Here is a 20,930-nt window from a genome sequence, read left to right on the forward strand (position 1 = left end):
TATGTAATTACAATGCATCATTATACCGCAATTTTATTTATGAGTAATGCTATATATTCTCCAAACCATATTGCAGTTTGCAAGTCACCTGAGGGCGGTGTAATTTCAACAGGTGCATTATCTGATTGTGTCATTAACCCTAAGTAACCCGCCATACGATTTAAATCTGTAGGCTTCACACCTGTAGGCATTAAAGGCAATCCAGACCATAACATGCCATGTTGCATAGCAAAAATATTAATTTGTTGTAAGACGGAAAGCTTATCTCCACTTAAACCACCTGAATTGGTAAATGCGGCAGCAAGCTTGCCCTCCCAATCACGATTTTTCCAACGTTTAGATGTCGAGTCCATAAACATTTTAAATGGACCTGTAACACTTCCCATATATGTAGGTGAACCAAAAATAATAGCATTCGCCTGATCCAAAATATCCCAGTCAATATGCTCAATATCCATGGTATGGACAGTTACACCAATCTTTACTGCGCCTTGTGCAATATAACTCGCAACTTTTGCAGTATGACCAAATGGGCTGTGGTAAACGATCGCGATAGATTTAGCAGATAAAGACATATCAATTGAAAACAAACAAATTTGCTCAAGTTTAACATCTATTCAATTTTAAACAATTCTTGTAATGTTCAGAAAACGCATTAATAGATTTTTTAAACTGCAATAAATCTATTTAAAAATAAAGAATTAATTATGAATAAATACAAAAGTTGCCATACGACCTGTTTTTGCATGACGGCGGTAAGAATAGAAATCTTGATCTTGTCGATAAGAACATTGGTCCCCGCCTGTAATCACATCGACCCCATGCTGTTTGAGAATGTAACGTGCAATCGCATATAAATCAGCGTAATACTTACCTTGTTGCTCACTCTTTACAAATGCTGTTTCTAATTCAGCATATTTAGAGCAAAAAGCAGTTTTTACTTCTATACCAATTTCAAAACAAGCTTGACTAATCGCTGCACCTAACCAAGCCCAGGTAGGTTGAGATTTCATATTGGCAATTGTATTTTCAATAATCCCTCCAGCTAACCCTCTCCAACCTGCATGTAAGTTTGCAACTTCACTACCCATCTTATTGCCTAATACAACAGGCAAACAATCAGCGGTCATCATCATCAAAGCATGCCCTTGATTCTGTGTAACTAATCCGTCACCGACCAATGCTGTAAAGGTCATTTCTTCATTGACAGTATGACAAATTGTACTGTGAGTCTGAGTCATCCACGTGATTTTATTGACACCCCATTCAGCAAATTCATCTAATAAAATCATACGATGCTGTTGTACACGTTTAGGATCATCATTTACATGCAATGCCAAATTAAAACCTTCAAGTTCAGGCTGTACAGATGGCAAAGCCTTTGGGTGCTGTATATGTGTCTGTCCGACATATACACCTTGAGGTAATCCTTGAACAAATTGCATCTGGCACATTTCCTACTTAAATCATTTCACGACTCTATAACTATAACAAATTCAATCAACCCTTGATCAATACTTTAATTAATTTAATTGATTAGTAAAGCTAAAAATTTCAACCAAATTTACTGTTATTTCTTTAATCAAAATTAACAATATCAATTAAAACTTGAATAGCGGGTAATCCCTAAAAAATTAGATCCTAATGTCTTATTCGACTTGAATTAAACATGGATATTAATAAGTTGTAGTATTTATATCCATTACGTCAATCCTTCTGGATACTTTAAAAATAGAAACGCTTGAGTGGTTATGAAATGCCTATTGAGGGATATCACTACAAAATTTTGGTCTTTATTTTAATCAAAATACCACCTCAATCGAACTTATTATAAATAAAATAACTTAGCGTATGTCGCAACATCATTACCTTGCAAAAGATTACTTAAGCAAAAGATTTCATAGTCGAATCACTTCTATTTTCGAAGATTTTCAGGTCAACTCTGCCTATCAAAACAGAATAATGTCATCAGAATGAGTAAGGGATCAATCAAAATATACGCCGATTTTTTCAACAGGACAAAAGATAGTTGTGGTTACCCAATAACTTTATAAAACTGCTCTCATTGAGCAGCTTTATAATACAAATCAATCAATACGCTTGATTTTCAGAACGTAGAACTTCTACCAACTCAACGAAATCATCTGACCATGGTGCTTCAAACATCATTTCTTCTTTTGTACGTGGATGAACTAAGCCCAATTTAGACGCATGTAAAGCTTGGCGTTTAAAATTACGCAATGCACTGCTCAGTTTTTCAGAAGCGCCTGCTGGAACTTTAACACGGCTAACATATACTGGATCACCCACCAATGGATAACCAATATAGGTGAAATGAATACGGATTTGATGAGTACGCCCTGTTTCAAGTTGCGCCTGTACACGGGTAAAATTTTGAAAACGTTCTTTAACATTGTAATGCGTCACTGCATCACGGCCACCTGGTAAAATAGCCATTTTTACACGATCTACAGGATGGCGCTTAATCGGTTCATCAATCGTACCACCTGCAATAATATGACCATAACAAATCAAGTCATATACACGGTAAACTGTTTTTTTAGCCAATTGCTTACTTAAAGAAAATTGAGCTTCCAGATTTTTAGCAACAACCAATAAGCCGCTGGTATCTTTATCTATACGATGCACTAAACCCGCGCGAGTTAATTCGGCAGATTTTGGATAATGATAAAGCAAGGCATTGACTAGAGTACCATTTGGATTACCAGCCCCAGGGTGTACAACCATACCTACTGGTTTATTGATGACCATAATATCGTCATCTTCATAAACAATATTTAAAGGTATATTTTCAGGTTGTGCAGAAGTTTGTGCTTCTAACTCAACATCTAAACATAGAAGTTCATTGCCTTCACATTTATACTTAGGCTTGACAATGTTACCATTTACCAACAAATGACCTTCTTTCATCCACTGCTTGAGTTTTTCACGAGAAAACTCGTTCCAAACCAGTGCTGCGACTTGGTCAATACGTTGCCCTAAATAGCTTTCATCCAGTTGAAATTGCAACGATAAACGTGTTGCAGTTGGTGCAGAATTATGATTATCTGCATCCTCAGAATCTTCAAGTAAATTGAAATCGTTTTCTGGGAAATTAGAATTAGAAGAGTGTGCTGAAGTCATTTGCTCATTCGGACAAAAGTGGTTTAATAGCGCAATTGTAGCCTATTGCCCGTATAAACAGAGGAATTTTTATGTCGCTACCACGTTATAAAGTCACAATGCTTGCTTTAACTGTAGGCTTAGCAACTGCATTTGTCGGCTGTAGCAGCAATCCGAAGAAGGATGTTGTTGATACAGGCCCGAAATCAAATGAGCAGACTTATTACAATAATGCGATAAAATCATTAGACCGTGGGCAATATGGCGATGCTGCAAAAGCGTTAGAAGCAATGGATACTTATTTTCCGACTGGGCAATATGCACAACAAGCTCAGCTTGAATTGCTTTACACAAAATTTAAGCAAAAAGATTATGAAGGTACAATTGCACTGGCAGATCGTTTTATCCGTTTAAATCCTCAACATCCGAATTTAGACTATGCCTACTATGTCCGTGGTGTAGCCAATATGGAGCAAAACTATGACAGTTTGCTTCGCTATACCTCATTAAAACAAGCGCATCGTGATGTAGGTTATTTAAAAATTGCCTATCAAAATTTTGTCGACTTAATTCGTCGCTACCCTTCAAGCCAGTATTCAGTTGATGCCGCACAGCGAATGAAATACATCGGTCAAGAATTGGCTGAAAGTGAAATGAATACTGCACGTTTCAATATTAAACGTAAAGCATATTTGGCTGCGATTGAACGTTCACAATGGGTGATTGAACACTATCCTCAAACCCCTCAAGTTCCTGAAGCCTTAGCAACTATGGCATATGGTTATGATAAGTTGGGCGATAAAGAAACATCACAACAGTACATTGGCGTGCTTAAGCAAAACTACCCGAACCTTGTTAAATCAAATGGTGAAGTGAATATACGAGCAGCACGTAAAGAAGCCAGCTGGTGGAACCGTGCAACATTAGGTATTTTAGGTCGTGGTGATAAAGCAGAAGTATCACAAGAAGCGAGTTCTGAAACGTCTGATCAAGCAGAACAAAAATCAAGCTTGTTGAATAAAGTGAGTTTTGGCTTACTTGATCGTCCAAATCGTGAAGTATCTAAAGAACCCGCACGCGCAGATGAAAGTTTGTATGATGGACAACGTAAATAAATATTGATTGCGACAAATCAAGACGGGTTTTTACCCGTCTTTTTTATTCATCGATATTTTTAGAAGCAAAACTACGTTAAACTTTAAATTAGTTTAAACGATACATGACATTAAATTTATGGCTATTCCTCAGCACACGATAGATCAAGTTTTGGATCGCACAGATATTGTCGATCTGATTGGTCAACGTGTGAAATTGAAAAAAACTGGTCGCACCTATTCAGGCTGTTGCCCTTTTCATCAGGAAAAGTCCCCCTCTTTTCATGTTTACCGTGATAAACAGTATTATCACTGCTTTGGTTGTCAGGCAAATGGCAATGCCATTCGCTTCTTAATGGATATTGATAATCGAAACTTTGTCGATGTCATGAAAGAACTCTCCAGCCATGCAGGTGTCGAACTTCCTAAAGACAATCATGACAATAAAAAATTGTCATATAAGCGTGAAGTATCCAAGCCTAAACCAACAGTGAAGACTGTAGAAGATAAATTAGTAGATTCTAAACCCGCTGAGCAAAAAACAGATTATGTTCAGCCACGTGAAGTTGATCCTTTCGAAGCTTTTAGCCAATATCCAGATCCAGAGCATTTCGATCCAACCCAATTTGATCCAACTGGTTTTAACCAAATCCCTCAAGATGGTAACCTTTATGATCTTCTAGAAAATATTGCACAATTTTATGAACGGCAATTGCCAAACAGTAAAGTCGCGCAGAATTATTTTAAACATCGTGGCTTAAGTAGCGAAACCATCCAATATTGGCGTTTAGGCTATGCACCAGAAGATTGGCAACATTTGGAAAAAGCCTTTCCACAAGATATTGAAGGTTTAAAACTGCTGGGTTTAATTCGTACCAGTGATAGTGGTCGTGACTTCGATTTGTTGCGTGATCGGGTGATTTTCCCAATTCGAGACAACAAAGGTCGTGTTGTCGGTTTCGGTGGTCGCGCATTGAATGATGAAATCAAACCGAAATATATTAACTCACCTGATTCTGAAGTTTTCCACAAAAATCAACTCCTTTACGGCTTGTATGAAGGGCGTAAAGACCGTGCGCAAAATTGGCTCATGGTAGAAGGCTATATGGATGTGATCGCCTTACAACAGAATGGGATTTCTGGGGCAACAGCAACATTAGGTACAGCCAGCAATGCTGATCACTTAAATATTTTATTTAAGCAGAACAATCAGATCACAATTGCATTTGATGGTGATGCCGCGGGACAAAAAGCAGCACGTCGAACCTTAGAAATTGCCCTGCCATTATTAAATGATGGTCGTGAACTTAAATTCTTTGTTCTACCCAAAGAGCATGATCCAGATTCGTTGATTCGTAAAGAGGGTTTTGAAACTTTTCAACGTATATGGCAACAATCCCCATTATTATCAGATTTTGTCTTTGCATTGTTAAGTCAAAATTATGATGTTGCTACACCTGAGGGCAAAAGTCAGGTGATGGCTGAACTCAATCAACTAACGGAATTACTGCCTAAGCAAGGTTCTTATCGCTATTTATTAAGACAATTCTTTAAAGAAAAATTAGGTTTTAATCGAAAATGGCAACCTCAAGTCAGCTTAGATGCCTCATTGTCATTTAATATTCGTACTAAAGATGAAGACTTTGCTGTTGCGATTTTGATGCAACACCCATTTTTGTATATTCATTTTGAAGTATTACGCGCATTGATTCATCCAGATGAACTATTGGCGCAGATCTTAGCCGTATTTGACCGTGTCTTTGACGAGCTACCAGACGATCAAGAACTTGCAACCTATTATATTTTAGGTGCATGTGGCGCTTATCATTTGGAATTATCTGAAATCATCCAACGCACTAATATTCAGGCTTTGGCTGAAGCGCCTGAAATGGCAGATAAATTGGCTTCAGATTACTCTTTAGCCTTGCAAGAGAAATATTTAAAATTAAAGCTTAAAGCCCCAACTTCGTTAAGTGAATCACGTAATTTACGTAAACAACTCAATGAACTGACTAAACAAATTAGTTTAAAGCTGGTACATCATTAATTTTTAATAAACGCTTCATTGAGCTTATCGAGTATTTTGTAATACAAAAAATTCATATGGCTATTGGCCTCTTCCATTGAGGAGTCATGAGGCTTATATAGGTTTATAAATATACGTTTTTGAAAGTTTTCATCACTAAAAAACACGGTAGTAGGGAAATTAGAGTCTGAGTGTGCATTTATACTTTCGACCATAAGTGCATCCAATAACCGCCCTGAATAATCTAGATAAAAGCTATATAGTTTAGTTTTTTGAGATTTTTATAGCATCGATCAACTGAATCAATTACCCCCATAACTCCACCCGAAATAGAGAGGCGATGTAGATCCTTAATTGCTTGGTTCAATAATACATCACTGTCTTTTACAGGCTTTGAAAAGTATTCTACTGACAAACACAATAATATGAATATATAAAGTTTTAAGCATTTTAATTACCTTAATTTCATTATTCTAATTTAATCGCACGAATAGATACACCAATAATAGCTGGCGAAGCAAAAACATTAAATCACATTATTTTAAAAAATAATCACTTCGCTTTTGGTTTTCTTTCTTGTTCAAAAATATCCTGAATATTTTCTTTCATCCACTCAAAATGTGATGGATCTTCATCTTGCGCCGCATTGCGTAATAAAATTGAAGAAGGATGCAATAACTTTTGGGTCAAACGATGCGCAAAATCCTCAAGTACATGTTGAGTATCCTCACCTGCCTGAATACGTTCTAAAGCATGCGACAATTCCATCTGACGTTGTTCTTTACCGTGTTCACGAAATTGTTGAATTGTACTCCCCGCTTCTTTTACTTTTTGCTGAGTCACCAACTGGGTCACCAGTTGATTAACCATGACTTCAGCTTCAACCGCAGCTTGACGTCGTTGTGCTAAATTTTCATCAATTACGCTTTGTAGATCATCCACACCGTATAAATACACACCATCCAAACTTTCAACTTTTGGATCTATATCACGAGGTACAGCTAAATCGACCATAAGCATTTGTTGATAACGACGTTTTTTTAAAGCAAACTTCACATCTGCATAAGCAATGACTTGATGCAAACTGCCTGTACAACTCGAAATTACATCCGCACGATAGAGATTCGAAGTTAATTCATCAAATGGAATAATTTCTACTTCAACACGATGTGCTATTTCTTGTGCTAATTTTTCTGCCCGTTCACGGCTTCGATTACAAATCAGGATTTTTGCAACACCCATTTCAGCCAAATGTTTCGCCACCAAGCTGTTCATTTCACCTGCGGCAACCACCATAACTGTAAGCTGTTCAGGCTTACTAAAAACTTGCAATGCAAGTTGAGCAACTGCATATCCCATCGAAACAGCATGGCTACCCACTGCAGTTTCAGAACGTACCCGTTTGGCTGCATAAAATGCATATTCAAATATTTGATTTAGGTTTTGCGAGACAATTTCAGCATCTTTTGAGATTGATAGTGCTGTTTTAACCTGCCCAAGAATTTGTGGCTCACCTAGCATCAACGAATCTAAACCACTTGCGACTCGCATCAAGTGCGAAACAGCATCGGTATTTTCATAACGATATACATGATTTGACAATTGCTTTACATCAATACCATTGGTTTGGGCGAGCCAATTTAATACCATATCGGCATTTTCAGCCATGGCATAGACTTCAGTACGATTACATGTTGAGACCACCACCATATCATTCAAATTTTGGCGAAGGCTTTCTACAGCAAATAAATCTTTTAATCGTTCTGGATTAAAAGCAATTTGCTCACGTAGCTCAACAGAGGCAGTTTGATGGTTGACACCCAATGCAAAGAAAGACATATCAGATCATCATTTCGTTAAATTTGTGCTATTGTGCAATAACGGTGTCATAAAAAGCATACTTGGATTCGGAAAAATTGCGTCAAATAAACAACCGCTTAAGCGGCATGACAATTAAGCAATATTCTACCACATTCTTACTGGTTGGTAGCATGGCTTCTAGTGCTCATATTAGAGCATCTGGAGAATTTTATCATGCGAAATATAATACTAATGCATTAAAACAAAGTATTATTGCTGAATTTTCATTGGCTTATAATGATACAGCAACTGCTTTACACAATTATACTGTGCTCGCAATTCGTAGTAATTCAACCACCATTAAGCAACGTGCCTTGAATGTTGCAATTGAACAAAATGATTTAAAAGCCGCTTTAGACATTGCCACCCATTGGGTTGTACAAGAACCTGAAGATGTTCCTGCAAAATTTTACTTGGCACATATTGCGCTCAAATCACATGAATACGAACTTGCTGCAGAAACCCTAGACAGTATTCTCAACATTGACCCTAACGCTGATTTAGAAAAGATTTTAGAAGGAATTGCACCAGAATCAGAAGTAGATCGTCAAAATCTGCTCAGTACACTGAGAGCGAGTAAAGAAAAAAATAACCCTTCTGTGCTTATTCTAATTGCAGGTTTGGAAGCGCAAAACGATGAAATCGAGCAAGCGCTAAAAACTGTCAATAAAGCACTAAGAAAACGTTCAAAAGTGACTGGCTTTATTTTGATGAAAGCCAATTTATTAGAGGCTTTGGGTGACCAAGAAGCGACTTTAAAATGGTATGATCGAAGTAGTCGTAAAAACAAATATAACTATGATATCCGTCTAGCTGAAGTTAAATATTTGATCAAGATTCATCAATCTGAATTGGCCTTAACTAAATTAGAATCTATTATCCAAACTTGGCCGGATGCTGAAGAAGCCCTATTTATCGCAGGTTTAACTGCGATTGATTTAAAAAAGCTAGATCAAGCTGAACAATATTTGGTGGAATTACGTTATTCGTCACGTTATCAAAATGAAGCTTATTTTTATTTGGCAGTAAATGCTGAACGAAAGCAAAATGATGAAACGGCAAAAGCCTATTATCGTCTGGTTGATGGGAACTTATATACGGTTTCACGCCGTAATCTGGTCTCGATTTTTGAAAGACAAGACAAGATGAATGATGCTTTGCGGTTTTTAACCCAAGAACGTGTCAATTATCCACAACATGCAAGTTTCTTATATCAGGCTCAAGCTGAGATTTTAAAACGCATGGGCAATAAAAAAGCAGCATTGAGATTACTCACTGAAGCAGTGAAGAACTTGCCTGATGATCCTGAAATTCTCTATTCAGAAATACTGCTTCTTGATCCATTTGAGGATCGTGATTTACTTGATAAAGCACTGAAACAACTTTTAACTTTAGAGCCCAATAATCCTGCTTATTTAAATGCTTATGCCTATACGCTTGCACTACAAAATAGACGTTTAGATGAAGCGCGAAAGTATGCTGAACATGCCTTAGACTCTGCACCAGATCAAGCCTCGATTTTAGATACGCTGGGATATATCACATTCTTGCAAAATGATTTTGATGCTGCCTCAAACATTTTATCGAAAGCTTATAATTTGAGTCATAGTGTAAACATCGGTATTCGATATGCAAAATCCTTGTATATGCAAGGTGCGTTAGCTCAATTTAATGAAGTGTTACAACAACTCAAACAAAATCATCCAAATGATCCTCAATTAAATCAATTAGATTCATTAATATTACCGCAACATATTAAAAAGAGTTAATGACTTGTATGCGTCACATTCCACAGATCTTTTGTAGCCTAACTGCAGCAACCGTTTTTACACTCACGGGTTGTCAGCAAGTCGTAAAGCCTGCACCAACCACACCAACGCTTACGGCACCCACTGATGCCACAGCGCCTCAGCAAAAACCGTCAAATCAATTTAATCTTGAAGGGAAAATTGGGGTAAAAACACCTAAACAGTCTGGCAGTGCGTTCTATACATGGACGCAAGACCAACAAGATTTTAACATCCAATTGAATGGGATCTTAGGCATTGGCAAAACCATTATTGAAGGAAAATCTGGGGAAGTTACTCTAAACAGCGCTAAAACAGGGTCAATTTCGGCTGAAACACCAGAAGAACTGCTTGAAAAAGCCACAGGCTGGAATGCACCTATTACGCATATTGTCGATTGGGTTCAAGCCTACCCTGCCACTGAAAATGCACAAATCACAAGAGACAATACTCAACGTATTGCTCAAATCATTGAAGATGGCTGGACTGTAGATTTTAGTTATAATAATCAAGCAAGCTTGCCCAACAAGCTGATTTTAAAACAACAACTTGAATCTGGTCAGGAAAATCGTATTACAATGGTGATTCAAAACCGCTAAATCTTTACCTTAGACAATGAAATCTATGATTCGTGTTCCCTCTCCAGCAAAATTGAATTTGTTTTTGCATATCACAGGTCGCCGTGAAAATGGCTATCACGAGTTGCAAAGTATTTTTCAGCTGATTGATTTGTATGACTGGTTAGAATTCACCCAAACAGAACATTCTCAACCAGAAATCAGTCTTGAAGGTTTTAGTAACGTCGATTTGGAACATAATCTGATTTATAAAGCGGTTCAAATTTTAAAACCTTATGCCACACAGCCATCTGGTTTAAAAATTCGTATCGAAAAGAATATTCCAATGGGTGCAGGTCTAGGTGGTGGTTCTTCCAATGCTGCCACTACATTGATCGTGGTCAATCAACTTTGGCAGTGCGGTTTAAATACTGAGCAACTGGCTGAGCTTGGGGTGAAATTGGGGGCAGATGTTCCAATCTTTGTTCATGGTCGTAATGCTTGGGCTGAAGGTATAGGTGAACACTTAACATTCATAGACTTAGATCAAAAACAATACATTGTGTTAAAACCTGATTGTTTTATCAGCACTCAACGACTTTTTTCGCAAAAAACATTGACAAGAGATACGAAGCCTACTAAATTTTGCGCCTATCAGCTAAAGCCATCCAATTTTAGAAATGATTTTGAGCCACTGGCAAGAAATTTATATCCTGAAGTTGATGAAGCAATGCAGTATTTAGATCAGTTCGGTACAGCAAAGCTTACAGGTACAGGTGCTTGTGTTTTTGTTGAAGTCACTGAACAAATGAAGATTGATGATGTTTTAAAGTATTCACCCTGTAAAGCCTATTTGGTCAACAGTTTGAATGAATCACCACTCACTCATTTTACAGTGTAATGATAGGGGCGTCGCCAAGTGGTAAGGCACCGGGTTTTGATCTCGGCATCCGTTGGTTCGAATCCAGCCGCCCCTGCCATCATTTTTCATCTGTAGATCGTTGTATTTTAGGGGCGTCGCCAAGTGGTAAGGCACCGGGTTTTGATCTCGGCATCCGTTGGTTCGAATCCAGCCGCCCCTGCCATTAAATACAACATCAAATTAGGGGCGTCGCCAAGTGGTAAGGCACCGGGTTTTGATCTCGGCATCCGTTGGTTCGAATCCAGCCGCCCCTGCCATTTTCTCAAAAAAGACAGAACATAGTAATTTGTATTTAATGTTGATTTACCTTGACAGAGACATGCAAAAACACTAAAATTCTGCCGCATTAGGGGCGTCGCCAAGTGGTAAGGCACCGGGTTTTGATCTCGGCATCCGTTGGTTCGAATCCAGCCGCCCCTGCCATCTAATTCAAATCTGCCAACCGCCAAGGGTGCTTCATGCCCAATCTTGTCGTTTTTAGTGGAACTGCGCATCCACAATTCGCCCAAAAAGTCGTTAGCCATTTGCACATCCCTTTGGGAGCTGCTGCTGTAGGTAAATTTTCTGATGGTGAAATCACTGTCGAAATTACTGAAAATGTGCGTGGTAAAGACGTGTTTATCGTACAGCCCACTTGTGCCCCTACGAATGATAACCTTATGGAAATCTTAGTAATGGCAGATGCTTTGCGTCGTGCAAGTGCTGGTCGTATTACTGCTGTAATTCCATACTTCGGTTATGCACGCCAAGACCGTCGTCCTCGTTCAACTCGTGTTCCAATTACTGCAAAAGTTGTAGCAGACATGCTCACCACTGTTGGTATTGACCGTGTTGTAATGATCGATTTGCATGCTGACCAAATCCAAGGTTTCTTTGATATTCCTGTAGATAACATCTATGGTACGCCTGCTTTGCTTGCTGACCTACGTCAACAACAACATCACAACCTAATGGTGGTTTCACCTGACGTTGGTGGTGTAGTTCGTGCACGTGCTGTTGCAAAACAAATGGGTGATATCGACCTTGCAATTATTGATAAACGTCGTCAAAAAGCGAATGAATCACAAGTGATGCATTTGATTGGTGATGTACGTGATCGTGACTGTGTGATTGTCGATGACATGGTTGATACAGCTGGTACTTTGTGTAAAGCTGCCGATGCACTAAAAACTTTTGGTGCTCGTAAAGTGGTTGCTTATGCAACGCACCCTGTACTATCAGGTAAAGCACTCGAAAATTTAAGCAAATCTGTAATTGATGAATTGGTTGTTACTGACACAATTCCACTTTCAGATGAAGCATTAAAACTTGGTAAGATTCGCCAAGTTTCAGTAGCAAGTATGGTTGCTGAAACAATTCGTCGTATTAACAACGAAGAATCTATTAGCGCAATGTTCGATTCTTATCTATAATAGCGCCAAATTTTCAAAGCCCTACTCTTTGGTAGGGCTTTATATCACTGGGCTGGTCGAAAGTTCAGTCAATTACACTCAATGAGGAAATGTCATCATGGCAAACTTCGTATTAAATGCAGTAGCACGTGAAGAAGCAGTTCAAGGGAAAGGTTCGAGCCGCCGCCTTCGTCTTCAAAACAAAGTTCCAGCGATCATCTATGGTGGTTCTGCTGAACCTGTAGCGGTTACTTTAGAACTTCGCGAGCTTGTTAAAGCTTTAGAAAATAACTCTTTCTTTGAAGAAGTTATTGATCTTAACATCGAAGGTAAAGTTGAAAGCGTTAAAATCCAAGCTTTACAACGTCACCCAGCTAAAAACACACCAATGCACGCTGACTTTAAACGCGCATAAATGTTAAATGGTGTAAATGAGTGAGTAAACTTTCACTGATTATTGGTTTGGGTAATCCAGGTTCTGAATATGCCCAAACCCGCCATAATGCAGGCTTTTGGTTCGTCGAACGCCTTGCAGAACAATATGGTATTACATTAAAAACTGATTCAAAGTACAAAGGAATCAGTGGTCGCGGTAATATTGAAGGACAAGATGTTCGTCTACTATTGCCCACAACATTTATGAACCTTTCTGGTCAAAGTGTTGTTCCCTTTGCAAAATTCTACCAAATTAAACCAGAAGAAATCCTCATCGCTCATGATGAACTGGATATGAATCCGGGCGTCATTCGTTTAAAAACTGGCGGTGGACATGGTGGTCACAATGGTCTACGTGACATTGTTCCTCATATTGGTTCTAATTTTCATCGCTTACGTATTGGCATTGGTCATCCCGGCGCTAAAGAAAAAGTTTCAGGACATGTACTGGGTAAAGCACCAAGTAGTGAACAGACTTTAATGGATGATGCAATACACCATGCTTTAGGCAAAACAAAATTATTGGTTAATGGTGAGATTCAGCAAGCAATGAATCAAATCAATGCTTATAAAGCATAATTTAAACCTAAATTTTATGTTCTTTGTTCAATAATTTTTCTTGCCATGATTCATTTTTAAGAGCAAAATGCGCTTTCAAATGCATCCCCCCATTGAAAATTGTTGCTTCAACACAAGATAACAATTGTAAGGGCTACTCTGGAGACGCAAATCATGCTATCTCGTTTATTAAAAGCAAAAATCCATCGTTGTGTTGTTACACAAGCAGAATTACATTATGAAGGTTCTTGTGCAATCGACGGTATTCTTTTGGATTTAGCTGGTATCCGTGAATATGAAGAAATTCATATGTGGAACGTGACTAATGGTAAGCGCTTTACAACCTATGCGATTCGTGGCGAAGAAGGTTCAGGCATCATTTCAGTCAATGGTGGTGCTGCACTTCAAGCTGATGTTGGTGATTTAATGATTATTGCCACATTTGGTGATTTTACTAATGCTGAAGCTGATGCGCATAAACCACGTCTTGTATATGCAAATCCAGACAATACAGTAAATCACACAGCAAACTGTATCCCTGTTCAAGTTGCATAATTGCACACAGATGATTCAAGACCCGCAATGATGCGGGTTTTTTATGCCTACTCAGCTTATGATGATTTATTTACAGAACGAAAACCATCACGCCAACGTTGTTTATTCTCACAGTCTAAATCTTGTAGTTGCTTTCCTCTCAGAGATGCAAGAATCGCATTCCCCTGTCGATCTACTTTAAATTCTGCATAATGTGCAGCTTGATAGCATTGCCCCAAACCTTCAGCGAATAAAAAACTTTTTGCAGCTGGATATAATGATGTATATCGATTATCAGGGTTTTTCAAAATCAATTTTACAGTTTGCGCATCTTTAGGCTTTTCAAAATAAGTATGTGCTACCTTTTTCTGTTGATCTAATGCTACATAATTCAAAACAGAGGACTTATTTTTTATACGATCATCATAATAATGACCTGAGAATACCTGACTGATTGTCTCATTAGACTCTATAGCGGGTTTGGTTGAATCTAGGTGATTTTCAATTGAAAATCTAGTCTCCTGAGGAGCTAAGTAAAGCTGATAATTCAGTGCCATGTAATCCCCTTGAATAAATGAACGAGGATCTGCAGGTTGTAAGCGGACATATATACTCTGACTATTTTTCAGATGCTGTTCATTCTTAAAAATGATGCCTAGAAAAAGAATAATACAGATTAAAGCAAGACAAAGAGGAATGAATTTTTTCATGTATTTACCCCCTCTTTTGATTGGAATTTATGCAGTACCCAAGTCAGTATCAACAAAATTAATCCTGAGCTAAAAATACTCAGACTTTTAACAAGGAAACTAACATTCAAGGCATAGTAAATAAACCATAAGGTTAACGCCAAAGTCACTAAAGCAAAACCATAGACAATCCTATCGTGCTGTGACAATGCCCATGAAAGTATGGCGATACAAATAAAAATTTCAAAATAGCCATAAAATATCAGTACTGTAGCAAAAGCCAATAAAATCAATTGAGCAATCAAGCTAAATTGATTACGAATCCTCAACACCATAAACAAAGCCAACCACAAAATAGGCAGCCCCAAGCTAAGAATAGGAAGGTATCTAATTTTATCTAATTCATATTGTCCAAATAGTGTATAGAACCCCATGGATGAAAGAATAATTAATAAATTAGCCAATGCTAAACTTCGTTGGTATTGACTGGGTTGAATACGATGCATCCAAATCATTACGAGATAAAACCCATAACTCAATAAGACCAGAAATGAAAAATTTTCAACAAAACGATGTAATCCAAGCAGAACGTTTAAATCCCAAATCAACGCAATACCTGATAAATACAAAGCAAATAGCTGGATAAAAATAAAGAACCAATGGCTGCGAATAAAATAACTAAGATACAGCATGGCAAATTGAATAAAGAAAAGTGGAAAGAATTGATCAGTCCATTCAAAGGTATGGAAAATTACAGCATTTTGCCCTGCGACCCATATACAATAAGCGAACTGTCTTAAAAATAAAGCTTGTTTCTTTGTTAAAATAAAGGCGGCCAATACTACAAAAACTGCCCCCATAATCAAGGAAAAATTACCCCAAAATGTCAGCATCAATGATGCCAATAAAACACCTGCAATCCACGCACCTACTGCGATAGGAATATTGTTAAATTTGTTTTGCGGAATAAACTTAATCAATAGGAAAGTAATCATTGCAAACCAAGCGAAAACAACCAAAGCAATTGAAAATAATCCTAGCACTTCAGATTCATGAAATAGACTATTCATCCATTTGAAAATCACCAGCGTAAACGTAATCCCTAAACCTACTGCTGAAAGTACACTACATAACTGATCTCTTTTTCGATAAAAATAAGTTAATGCGACAGAAAGAAGAAAAAATGATGAGATTAAATAAGCGATCTTAACGTCTATCAATCTAAAAATCATGGTTGTGGCGAATGCCAAATCACCATCACCATATAAAAATAACCCCATATGCCAAATTGAAAGAATTCCAAACCATAGGATAAAGAGATAACGCAACTTTTGATAATAACGAAGACAAAAATAAAACTGAAATAATGACAGAAGATTTAAGCTAAATAAGAATGTAACTGGATATTCATCAGCCCAAAATGTTTGTTTAAAAAACAAAAATAAGGTGAGTTGACTGACAATACAGAGCAATGTAAAAACACCAATATTCGGACGATACAACCACGGCAATAATAAAATAGACCAGATTAAAAATAGTAAATAACTATCTGCCCCTGTTTGATAAATTTGACCTATGACCGCCAAACTTAAACCAATCATCAAGCCACTTACTGTATGTAAACACTGTACTAAATAATCATGCTTAGCCAAAAAAATACTCGCTAGAGCACTGAGTAATAAAAATATTTGTGGAATAGCTAATTGAAAAAACTGAGGCAACATTAACCAATTTGCAGCAGTCAAATATAAAATACTGACTGCAATTAGAGAAAATCCCAAAACCTGTAAGTGTTTAACAAAGTCATCGTTACGCCATGAATAGACATCTTGCTGAATCGTGATCAAGCTTAGTCTCCTTATTGTATTGCTATTCGTTGATCACTATGACCACAAATATTCTTTTAAATGTATAAGTTTAATTATTTTCTATAGCAACTATTGTTCTATCTATAGTACTGATCATTCTAAAAAAAAGCATCCATTTAGAAAAAAAGTGTCTATAATAAATGCACATCGCTTCAGGGCGGGGTGTAATTCCCCACCGGTGGTAAATTGGACGGATTTTCAAGCCTGAGCCAACAGCCCACGAGCTTATCGCGCTTAATCGTGATTCGCAGATTTGGTGAAATGCCAAAGCCGACGGTATAGTCCGGATGAAAGAAGACGACGTCACAGCTTAAAAATTTCAATATTCTTTATTGGAAAAGGTTTTGTAACGCCACTATTTCAAATGTCCTGAAATGTTCAACCGTATTTTAACTTTACGAGAGCGTTTCAATGTCTAGTTTAATTCAACCCGAAATTTTCTTTTCTGCACTATCGCCTGCAGACCAACGTATCGAACAAGCAATCGAAGATATGCGCCAAGGCAAGCCTGTTTTAGTCATGGACGATTTTGATCGTGAAAACGAAGCAGATTTAATTGTTGCAGCAGAAACCCTCAATATTGAAACTATGGCACGTATGATTCGTGATGGTTCAGGGATTGTCTGCTTAACCATTACCGATGAATTAGCAGATCACCTTGACCTGCCACCTATGGTTCAGGACAATTCAAGTCAGTTTAAAACGGCTTTTACCATTACCATTGAAGCAGCACAAGGTGTAACAACAGGTGTTTCTGCAAAAGACCGTACCACTACTATTCATGCTGCAATTAAAACAGGTGCTGTCGCAAGTGATCTGAATCGCCCTGGTCATGTTTTTCCATTGCGTGGTCGTAATGGGGGGGTTTTAACCCGTCGTGGACATACAGAAGGTTCTATTGATTTAGCACGTTTAGCCGGTTTAAAACCCGCTGGTGTGTTATGTGAAGTGACTAATCCTGATGGAACAATGGCTTCAGGCATTCAAGTTTTAGCATATGCACAAACGCATCATTTAACACTTATTACCATTGAAGAATTGGTTCAGTATCGTTTAAAACACAATGTCTAAGAAAATATTTTAAGTCATTACATTTAGACAGAGTAAAAAAGCCAGTTCAAATCTTTGGACTGGCTTTTTAATATTGATTAGGTATTCTTGATTAAAGTACGATTAAATGACAGGGCCCGTTTTTGTTTTAATTTTTATAAGTGACATTGATTAAAATTAAATAGCCAAAATATTGAGGTCTGTTAAATAATAGATCATTACGGGAACTGGGCTTAAACATCTTCCAAATGTAAAATACTTTGACGAATACCGTCTGCGCGTAACCATGCGAAATCATAACTCGCATTCGCCAATGCCAATACACGGCGTTCAAATTCATCCCAAAGCGGTTTTACCTGTTTCTCTTGAATTCCCAAACCACTCTCTTCTGCAAGATGTTTATTTTTTTCACAAATTTTTAATGCATGATACAACTTGCGTCCTTTAGAAGCTGAGTCCATCACTCGTATACGTTTACCTAAAATAAAACCTTCGATATGTCTTAAATCGGCAAAAGGTAACATCGGAATTAAAATTTGATCGAGCTGTGCATCCAGCCTTTTCCAAACGGCTAAACGTTGCTCTGAATCATATGTATTCCATTGGATCACTTCATGATTAAAACGACGGCAACCACGACAAACAGAATCACCAAATACCGTTGAACAACGACCAGCACATGGCGTTAAGGTAGGTATCCGACGTTCGTTACTCAAAATTTACTCCTTACATCAACGATGTGACACACTTTTTCGGTACGAAATAATCTTTTCGCAATACTATATATGGTATATAAAATATTTTAAAGCACTATATTTAGTATAAAAACCCACATTTTTTTCAGGGAATAAAAAAACACTACAAAGACTAGGGTTTTCTCGCATATTGATGTAAATCACGCTAAAATGTGCGCCTTAAATTTTATTCTATCTTAAATATTTGGAGTACTCCATGAACGCTACTGTAGAACAGCTTGCACCTGTAGAACAGCAAGCGACCTCTGGTTGGGTTGTTGCAGCACTTTATCAATTCAAAGAAGTTCAAGATCCTGCAGATCTTCAACAACGTCTTTTAGACTTGGTAAAAACCATCAACCTTTGCGGTACTCTTATTATTGCAGGTGAAGGAATTAACGGAACTGTTGCTGGCGATCGTCAAGCCATTGACGTCATTCATCAATTCTTATTGAATGAAGGCTTTAACAGCATGGAATATAAAGAATCACATAGTGATGAAAAGCCATTCCGTAAGATGAAGATTAAGCTAAAGAACGAAATCGTAACTTTAGGTGTAGAGGTGAAACCTCGTGATCTTGTTGGACATTATCTTGATCCAAAGCAATGGAACGAACTCATCGCGCGTGATGACGTGATTTTGATTGATACACGTAATGATTATGAATATAAAGCAGGTACATTCAAAGGTGCGATTGACCCTAAAACAGAAACCTTTCGTGAATTCCCTGAATATGTAAAAAAAGAACTTGAGCAGCATAAAGATAAGAAAATTGCGATGTTCTGTACAGGCGGTATTCGTTGTGAAAAATCAACCTCATTACTCCTTCAAGAAGGCTTTAACGAGGTGTATCACCTTAAAGGCGGTATTTTAAAATACCTTGAGGAAACCCCTGCTGATGAGAGTATGTGGGAAGGTGAATGTTTCGTTTTTGATGGTCGTACTGCGGTGACACATGGTATGGAAGAAGGTGAAAATATTAAATGTCATGCATGTGGTTGGCCACTGGTTCCTGAAGAAGCCGATTTACCAAGTTATGAACATGGTGTTTCTTGCAAATATTGTATTGATAAAACATCTGAGAAACAAAAAGAAGGTTTCCGTATGCGTCAATCACAAATTACTGCTGCAAAACGCAAACGTCTTTAGGGCCTGTTAGCATTTCATAAATGGCTTGCGTTGTAGGTTAAAATTGAGCATGAGACGTATACGTCGTAAAGCATGAATGGAGAATAGCGAGACTATTTTCAAGTTTCATAACGCAAGCTGAGATAATTTTAAAATGCTTCACTCAACCGCAGCTCATTGACTGCGGTTTTTATTTGAATGTTTTAACAACACAACAAATTCTCACTATATTTTGATAAATGAAAACAATACCATGTTCATAACGCCCTATTTTTATATATAAAATGACTGATTGGATTATTTCGATCATGGAGCAACTTGGTTACTTCGGTATTGCTCTTTTGATGTTTTTAGACAATGTCTTTCCGCCAATTCCCTCAGAAGTGATTATGCCATCGGCTGGATTTGCTGCATCTAAAGGTCAATTATTATTATCGGGTGTGATTATCGCAGGAAGCATCGGTTCACTGGTAGCAGCAGCATTGTTGTATTGGGTGGGGCGAAAAATCCCAAATCAAAGTATTTTTAATTGGGTTGACCGCTACGGTAAATATCTTTTTATCAAATCTGACGAGGTCAAAAAAGCTTTAGATTGGTTTGAAAAATATGGACATCGCGTGGTTTTCTTTGGACGAATGGTTCCTGCAGTTCGTTCTTTGATTAGTATCCCTGCTGGGATGAGTCATATGCCTTTTTGGAAATTTATGCTCTATAGCGGCGTAGGGACAATTATCTGGACCACCTTTCTTGCATGTGTGGGTTATTATTTTGGAAACAATATAGAACTCATGCAACAAATTTTTAGTCGCGTAGGCTATGTGATCATTGGCATTGTCTTAATTTTAGTTGCTTATTTTTTTTATAAAAAATCAAAAGCGCGCTAAAAACATTGTGCTCCCAGCATTCAGTTAAAACATACTATTTGTGTACATTGAGAGTTGTGTGCATTGAGTCGAGCAGACAAATTTGTCTTTGCTTGGCCAAGCTCTATGTTCTTAACATTAGCTGTCTAACAAATAATCAGCGAATTCCAAAAAATCACAAAAACATTATGGCTTTCATAAATCAAAATGATCAGGCGAAATGGATCTTGAAAGCGTCCTCGTCCTTTAGAAAACTCTAGGATGAAAGCAGCTATATGTTGATTAATAAATTTTAATAGAACTTATAAAA

The 20,930-nt window shown here is 37.6% G+C and carries 19 protein-coding genes, 4 tRNA genes and 1 riboswitch; of the genes, 16 read left to right on the plus strand and 7 right to left on the minus strand.

Features of this window, described 5'->3' with window-relative positions; all coding sequences use genetic code 11:
* Positions 1 to 20: 20 nt before the first annotated feature.
* The 3 genes from AC2G3J_RS14970 to rluD form a co-directional block, all read right to left on the minus strand.
* On the minus strand, positions 21 to 575 hold the full coding sequence (locus AC2G3J_RS14970; RefSeq protein WP_336952745.1) for a flavodoxin family protein: 555 nt from the start codon (positions 573 to 575) through the stop codon (positions 21 to 23).
* Positions 576 to 701: 126 nt separating this feature from the next.
* Complete coding sequence (pgeF, locus tag AC2G3J_RS14975) at positions 702 to 1,445, minus strand: peptidoglycan editing factor PgeF (protein WP_336952747.1); 744 nt, start codon at positions 1,443 to 1,445, stop codon at positions 702 to 704.
* 646 nt (positions 1,446 to 2,091) lie between these two features.
* Complete coding sequence (gene rluD / locus AC2G3J_RS14980; protein ID WP_419327619.1) at positions 2,092 to 3,144, minus strand: 23S rRNA pseudouridine(1911/1915/1917) synthase RluD; 1,053 nt, start codon at positions 3,142 to 3,144, stop codon at positions 2,092 to 2,094.
* Between the two features lie 71 nt (positions 3,145 to 3,215).
* Here rluD and AC2G3J_RS14985 point away from each other — a divergent pair, with 71 nt between their 5' ends.
* Positions 3,216 to 4,238 carry an outer membrane protein assembly factor BamD gene (locus AC2G3J_RS14985; RefSeq protein ID WP_004819623.1) on the plus strand — a complete coding sequence of 341 codons (1,023 nt, stop codon included), beginning with the start codon at positions 3,216 to 3,218 and terminating at the stop codon, positions 4,236 to 4,238.
* Between the two features lie 118 nt (positions 4,239 to 4,356).
* Positions 4,357 to 6,264, plus strand: a complete 1,908-nt coding sequence (locus AC2G3J_RS14990; RefSeq protein WP_483770222.1) for a DNA primase — start codon at positions 4,357 to 4,359, stop codon at positions 6,262 to 6,264.
* A gap of 531 nt (positions 6,265 to 6,795) precedes the next feature.
* Here the strand turns inward: AC2G3J_RS14990 and hemA are convergent.
* The gene (gene hemA / locus AC2G3J_RS14995) at positions 6,796 to 8,082 is read right to left on the minus strand and encodes a glutamyl-tRNA reductase (RefSeq protein ID WP_419359908.1); all 1,287 of its coding nucleotides are present in this window, start codon (positions 8,080 to 8,082) and stop codon (positions 6,796 to 6,798) included.
* A 77-nt stretch (positions 8,083 to 8,159) separates the two neighbouring features.
* Here hemA and AC2G3J_RS15000 point away from each other — a divergent pair, with 77 nt between their 5' ends.
* The 11 genes from AC2G3J_RS15000 to panD all read left to right on the plus strand — a co-directional run bounded on the left by AC2G3J_RS15000 (position 8,160) and on the right by panD (position 14,308).
* Entirely contained in the window at positions 8,160 to 9,872 is a 1,713-nt protein-coding gene (locus AC2G3J_RS15000; RefSeq protein ID WP_336952756.1) for a tetratricopeptide repeat protein, read from the plus strand.
* Between the two features lie 8 nt (positions 9,873 to 9,880).
* Positions 9,881 to 10,489, plus strand: coding sequence for a lipoprotein insertase outer membrane protein LolB (lolB, locus tag AC2G3J_RS15005; RefSeq protein ID WP_336952757.1), 609 nt, complete (start codon positions 9,881 to 9,883; stop codon positions 10,487 to 10,489).
* Between the two features lie 25 nt (positions 10,490 to 10,514).
* Positions 10,515 to 11,348, plus strand: a complete 834-nt coding sequence (gene ispE / locus AC2G3J_RS15010; protein ID WP_419327617.1) for a 4-(cytidine 5'-diphospho)-2-C-methyl-D-erythritol kinase — start codon at positions 10,515 to 10,517, stop codon at positions 11,346 to 11,348.
* Between the two features lie 4 nt (positions 11,349 to 11,352).
* A tRNA-Gln gene (locus tag AC2G3J_RS15015) sits at positions 11,353 to 11,427 on the plus strand.
* Between the two features lie 30 nt (positions 11,428 to 11,457).
* Positions 11,458 to 11,532, plus strand: a tRNA-Gln gene (locus AC2G3J_RS15020).
* Positions 11,533 to 11,551: 19 nt separating this feature from the next.
* A tRNA-Gln gene (locus AC2G3J_RS15025) sits at positions 11,552 to 11,626 on the plus strand.
* A gap of 91 nt (positions 11,627 to 11,717) precedes the next feature.
* Positions 11,718 to 11,792 (plus strand) — tRNA-Gln (locus AC2G3J_RS15030).
* A 35-nt stretch (positions 11,793 to 11,827) separates the two neighbouring features.
* On the plus strand, positions 11,828 to 12,781 hold the full coding sequence (locus AC2G3J_RS15035) for a ribose-phosphate pyrophosphokinase (protein WP_004722497.1): 954 nt from the start codon (positions 11,828 to 11,830) through the stop codon (positions 12,779 to 12,781).
* Positions 12,782 to 12,878: 97 nt separating this feature from the next.
* Positions 12,879 to 13,175 (plus strand): 50S ribosomal protein L25, encoded by a 297-nt coding sequence (rplY, locus tag AC2G3J_RS15040; RefSeq protein ID WP_004722499.1) that lies wholly within the window; start codon positions 12,879 to 12,881, stop codon positions 13,173 to 13,175.
* 20 nt (positions 13,176 to 13,195) lie between these two features.
* The gene (gene pth / locus AC2G3J_RS15045) at positions 13,196 to 13,774 is read left to right on the plus strand and encodes an aminoacyl-tRNA hydrolase (protein WP_004722502.1); all 579 of its coding nucleotides are present in this window, start codon (positions 13,196 to 13,198) and stop codon (positions 13,772 to 13,774) included.
* Positions 13,775 to 13,927: 153 nt separating this feature from the next.
* Positions 13,928 to 14,308 (plus strand): aspartate 1-decarboxylase, encoded by a 381-nt coding sequence (panD, locus tag AC2G3J_RS15050; protein WP_004722504.1) that lies wholly within the window; start codon positions 13,928 to 13,930, stop codon positions 14,306 to 14,308.
* Positions 14,309 to 14,364: 56 nt separating this feature from the next.
* On the opposite strand, the gene AC2G3J_RS15055 is transcribed toward panD, so the two are convergent.
* The gene (locus AC2G3J_RS15055; protein WP_419327616.1) at positions 14,365 to 14,997 is read right to left on the minus strand and encodes a GDYXXLXY domain-containing protein; all 633 of its coding nucleotides are present in this window, start codon (positions 14,995 to 14,997) and stop codon (positions 14,365 to 14,367) included.
* Positions 14,994 to 16,823, minus strand: coding sequence for a DUF2157 domain-containing protein (locus AC2G3J_RS15060; RefSeq protein WP_483770223.1), 1,830 nt, complete (start codon positions 16,821 to 16,823; stop codon positions 14,994 to 14,996). The genes AC2G3J_RS15055 and AC2G3J_RS15060 overlap by 4 nt, the downstream gene beginning before the upstream one ends.
* A 166-nt stretch (positions 16,824 to 16,989) precedes the next feature.
* Positions 16,990 to 17,147: riboswitch (FMN riboswitch) on the plus strand.
* Between the two features lie 108 nt (positions 17,148 to 17,255).
* Between AC2G3J_RS15060 and ribB the strand changes: the two genes are divergently transcribed.
* Positions 17,256 to 17,915 (plus strand): 3,4-dihydroxy-2-butanone-4-phosphate synthase, encoded by a 660-nt coding sequence (gene ribB, locus AC2G3J_RS15065; protein WP_419327614.1) that lies wholly within the window; start codon positions 17,256 to 17,258, stop codon positions 17,913 to 17,915.
* A 212-nt stretch (positions 17,916 to 18,127) separates the two neighbouring features.
* Here the strand turns inward: ribB and AC2G3J_RS15070 are convergent, their stop codons facing one another.
* Complete coding sequence (locus tag AC2G3J_RS15070) at positions 18,128 to 18,610, minus strand: DUF1289 domain-containing protein (RefSeq protein WP_336952762.1); 483 nt, start codon at positions 18,608 to 18,610, stop codon at positions 18,128 to 18,130.
* A gap of 235 nt (positions 18,611 to 18,845) precedes the next feature.
* Between AC2G3J_RS15070 and trhO the strand changes: the two genes are divergently transcribed.
* Together trhO and AC2G3J_RS15080 are read left to right on the plus strand one after the other, a co-directional pair.
* The gene (trhO, locus tag AC2G3J_RS15075) at positions 18,846 to 19,778 is read left to right on the plus strand and encodes an oxygen-dependent tRNA uridine(34) hydroxylase TrhO (RefSeq protein WP_034618212.1); all 933 of its coding nucleotides are present in this window, start codon (positions 18,846 to 18,848) and stop codon (positions 19,776 to 19,778) included.
* Between the two features lie 287 nt (positions 19,779 to 20,065).
* The gene (locus tag AC2G3J_RS15080) at positions 20,066 to 20,641 is read left to right on the plus strand and encodes a DedA family protein (protein ID WP_336952764.1); all 576 of its coding nucleotides are present in this window, start codon (positions 20,066 to 20,068) and stop codon (positions 20,639 to 20,641) included.
* Positions 20,642 to 20,930 lie beyond the last annotated feature (289 nt).

The sequence above is a fragment of the Acinetobacter legionensis genome (assembly GCF_057165765.1).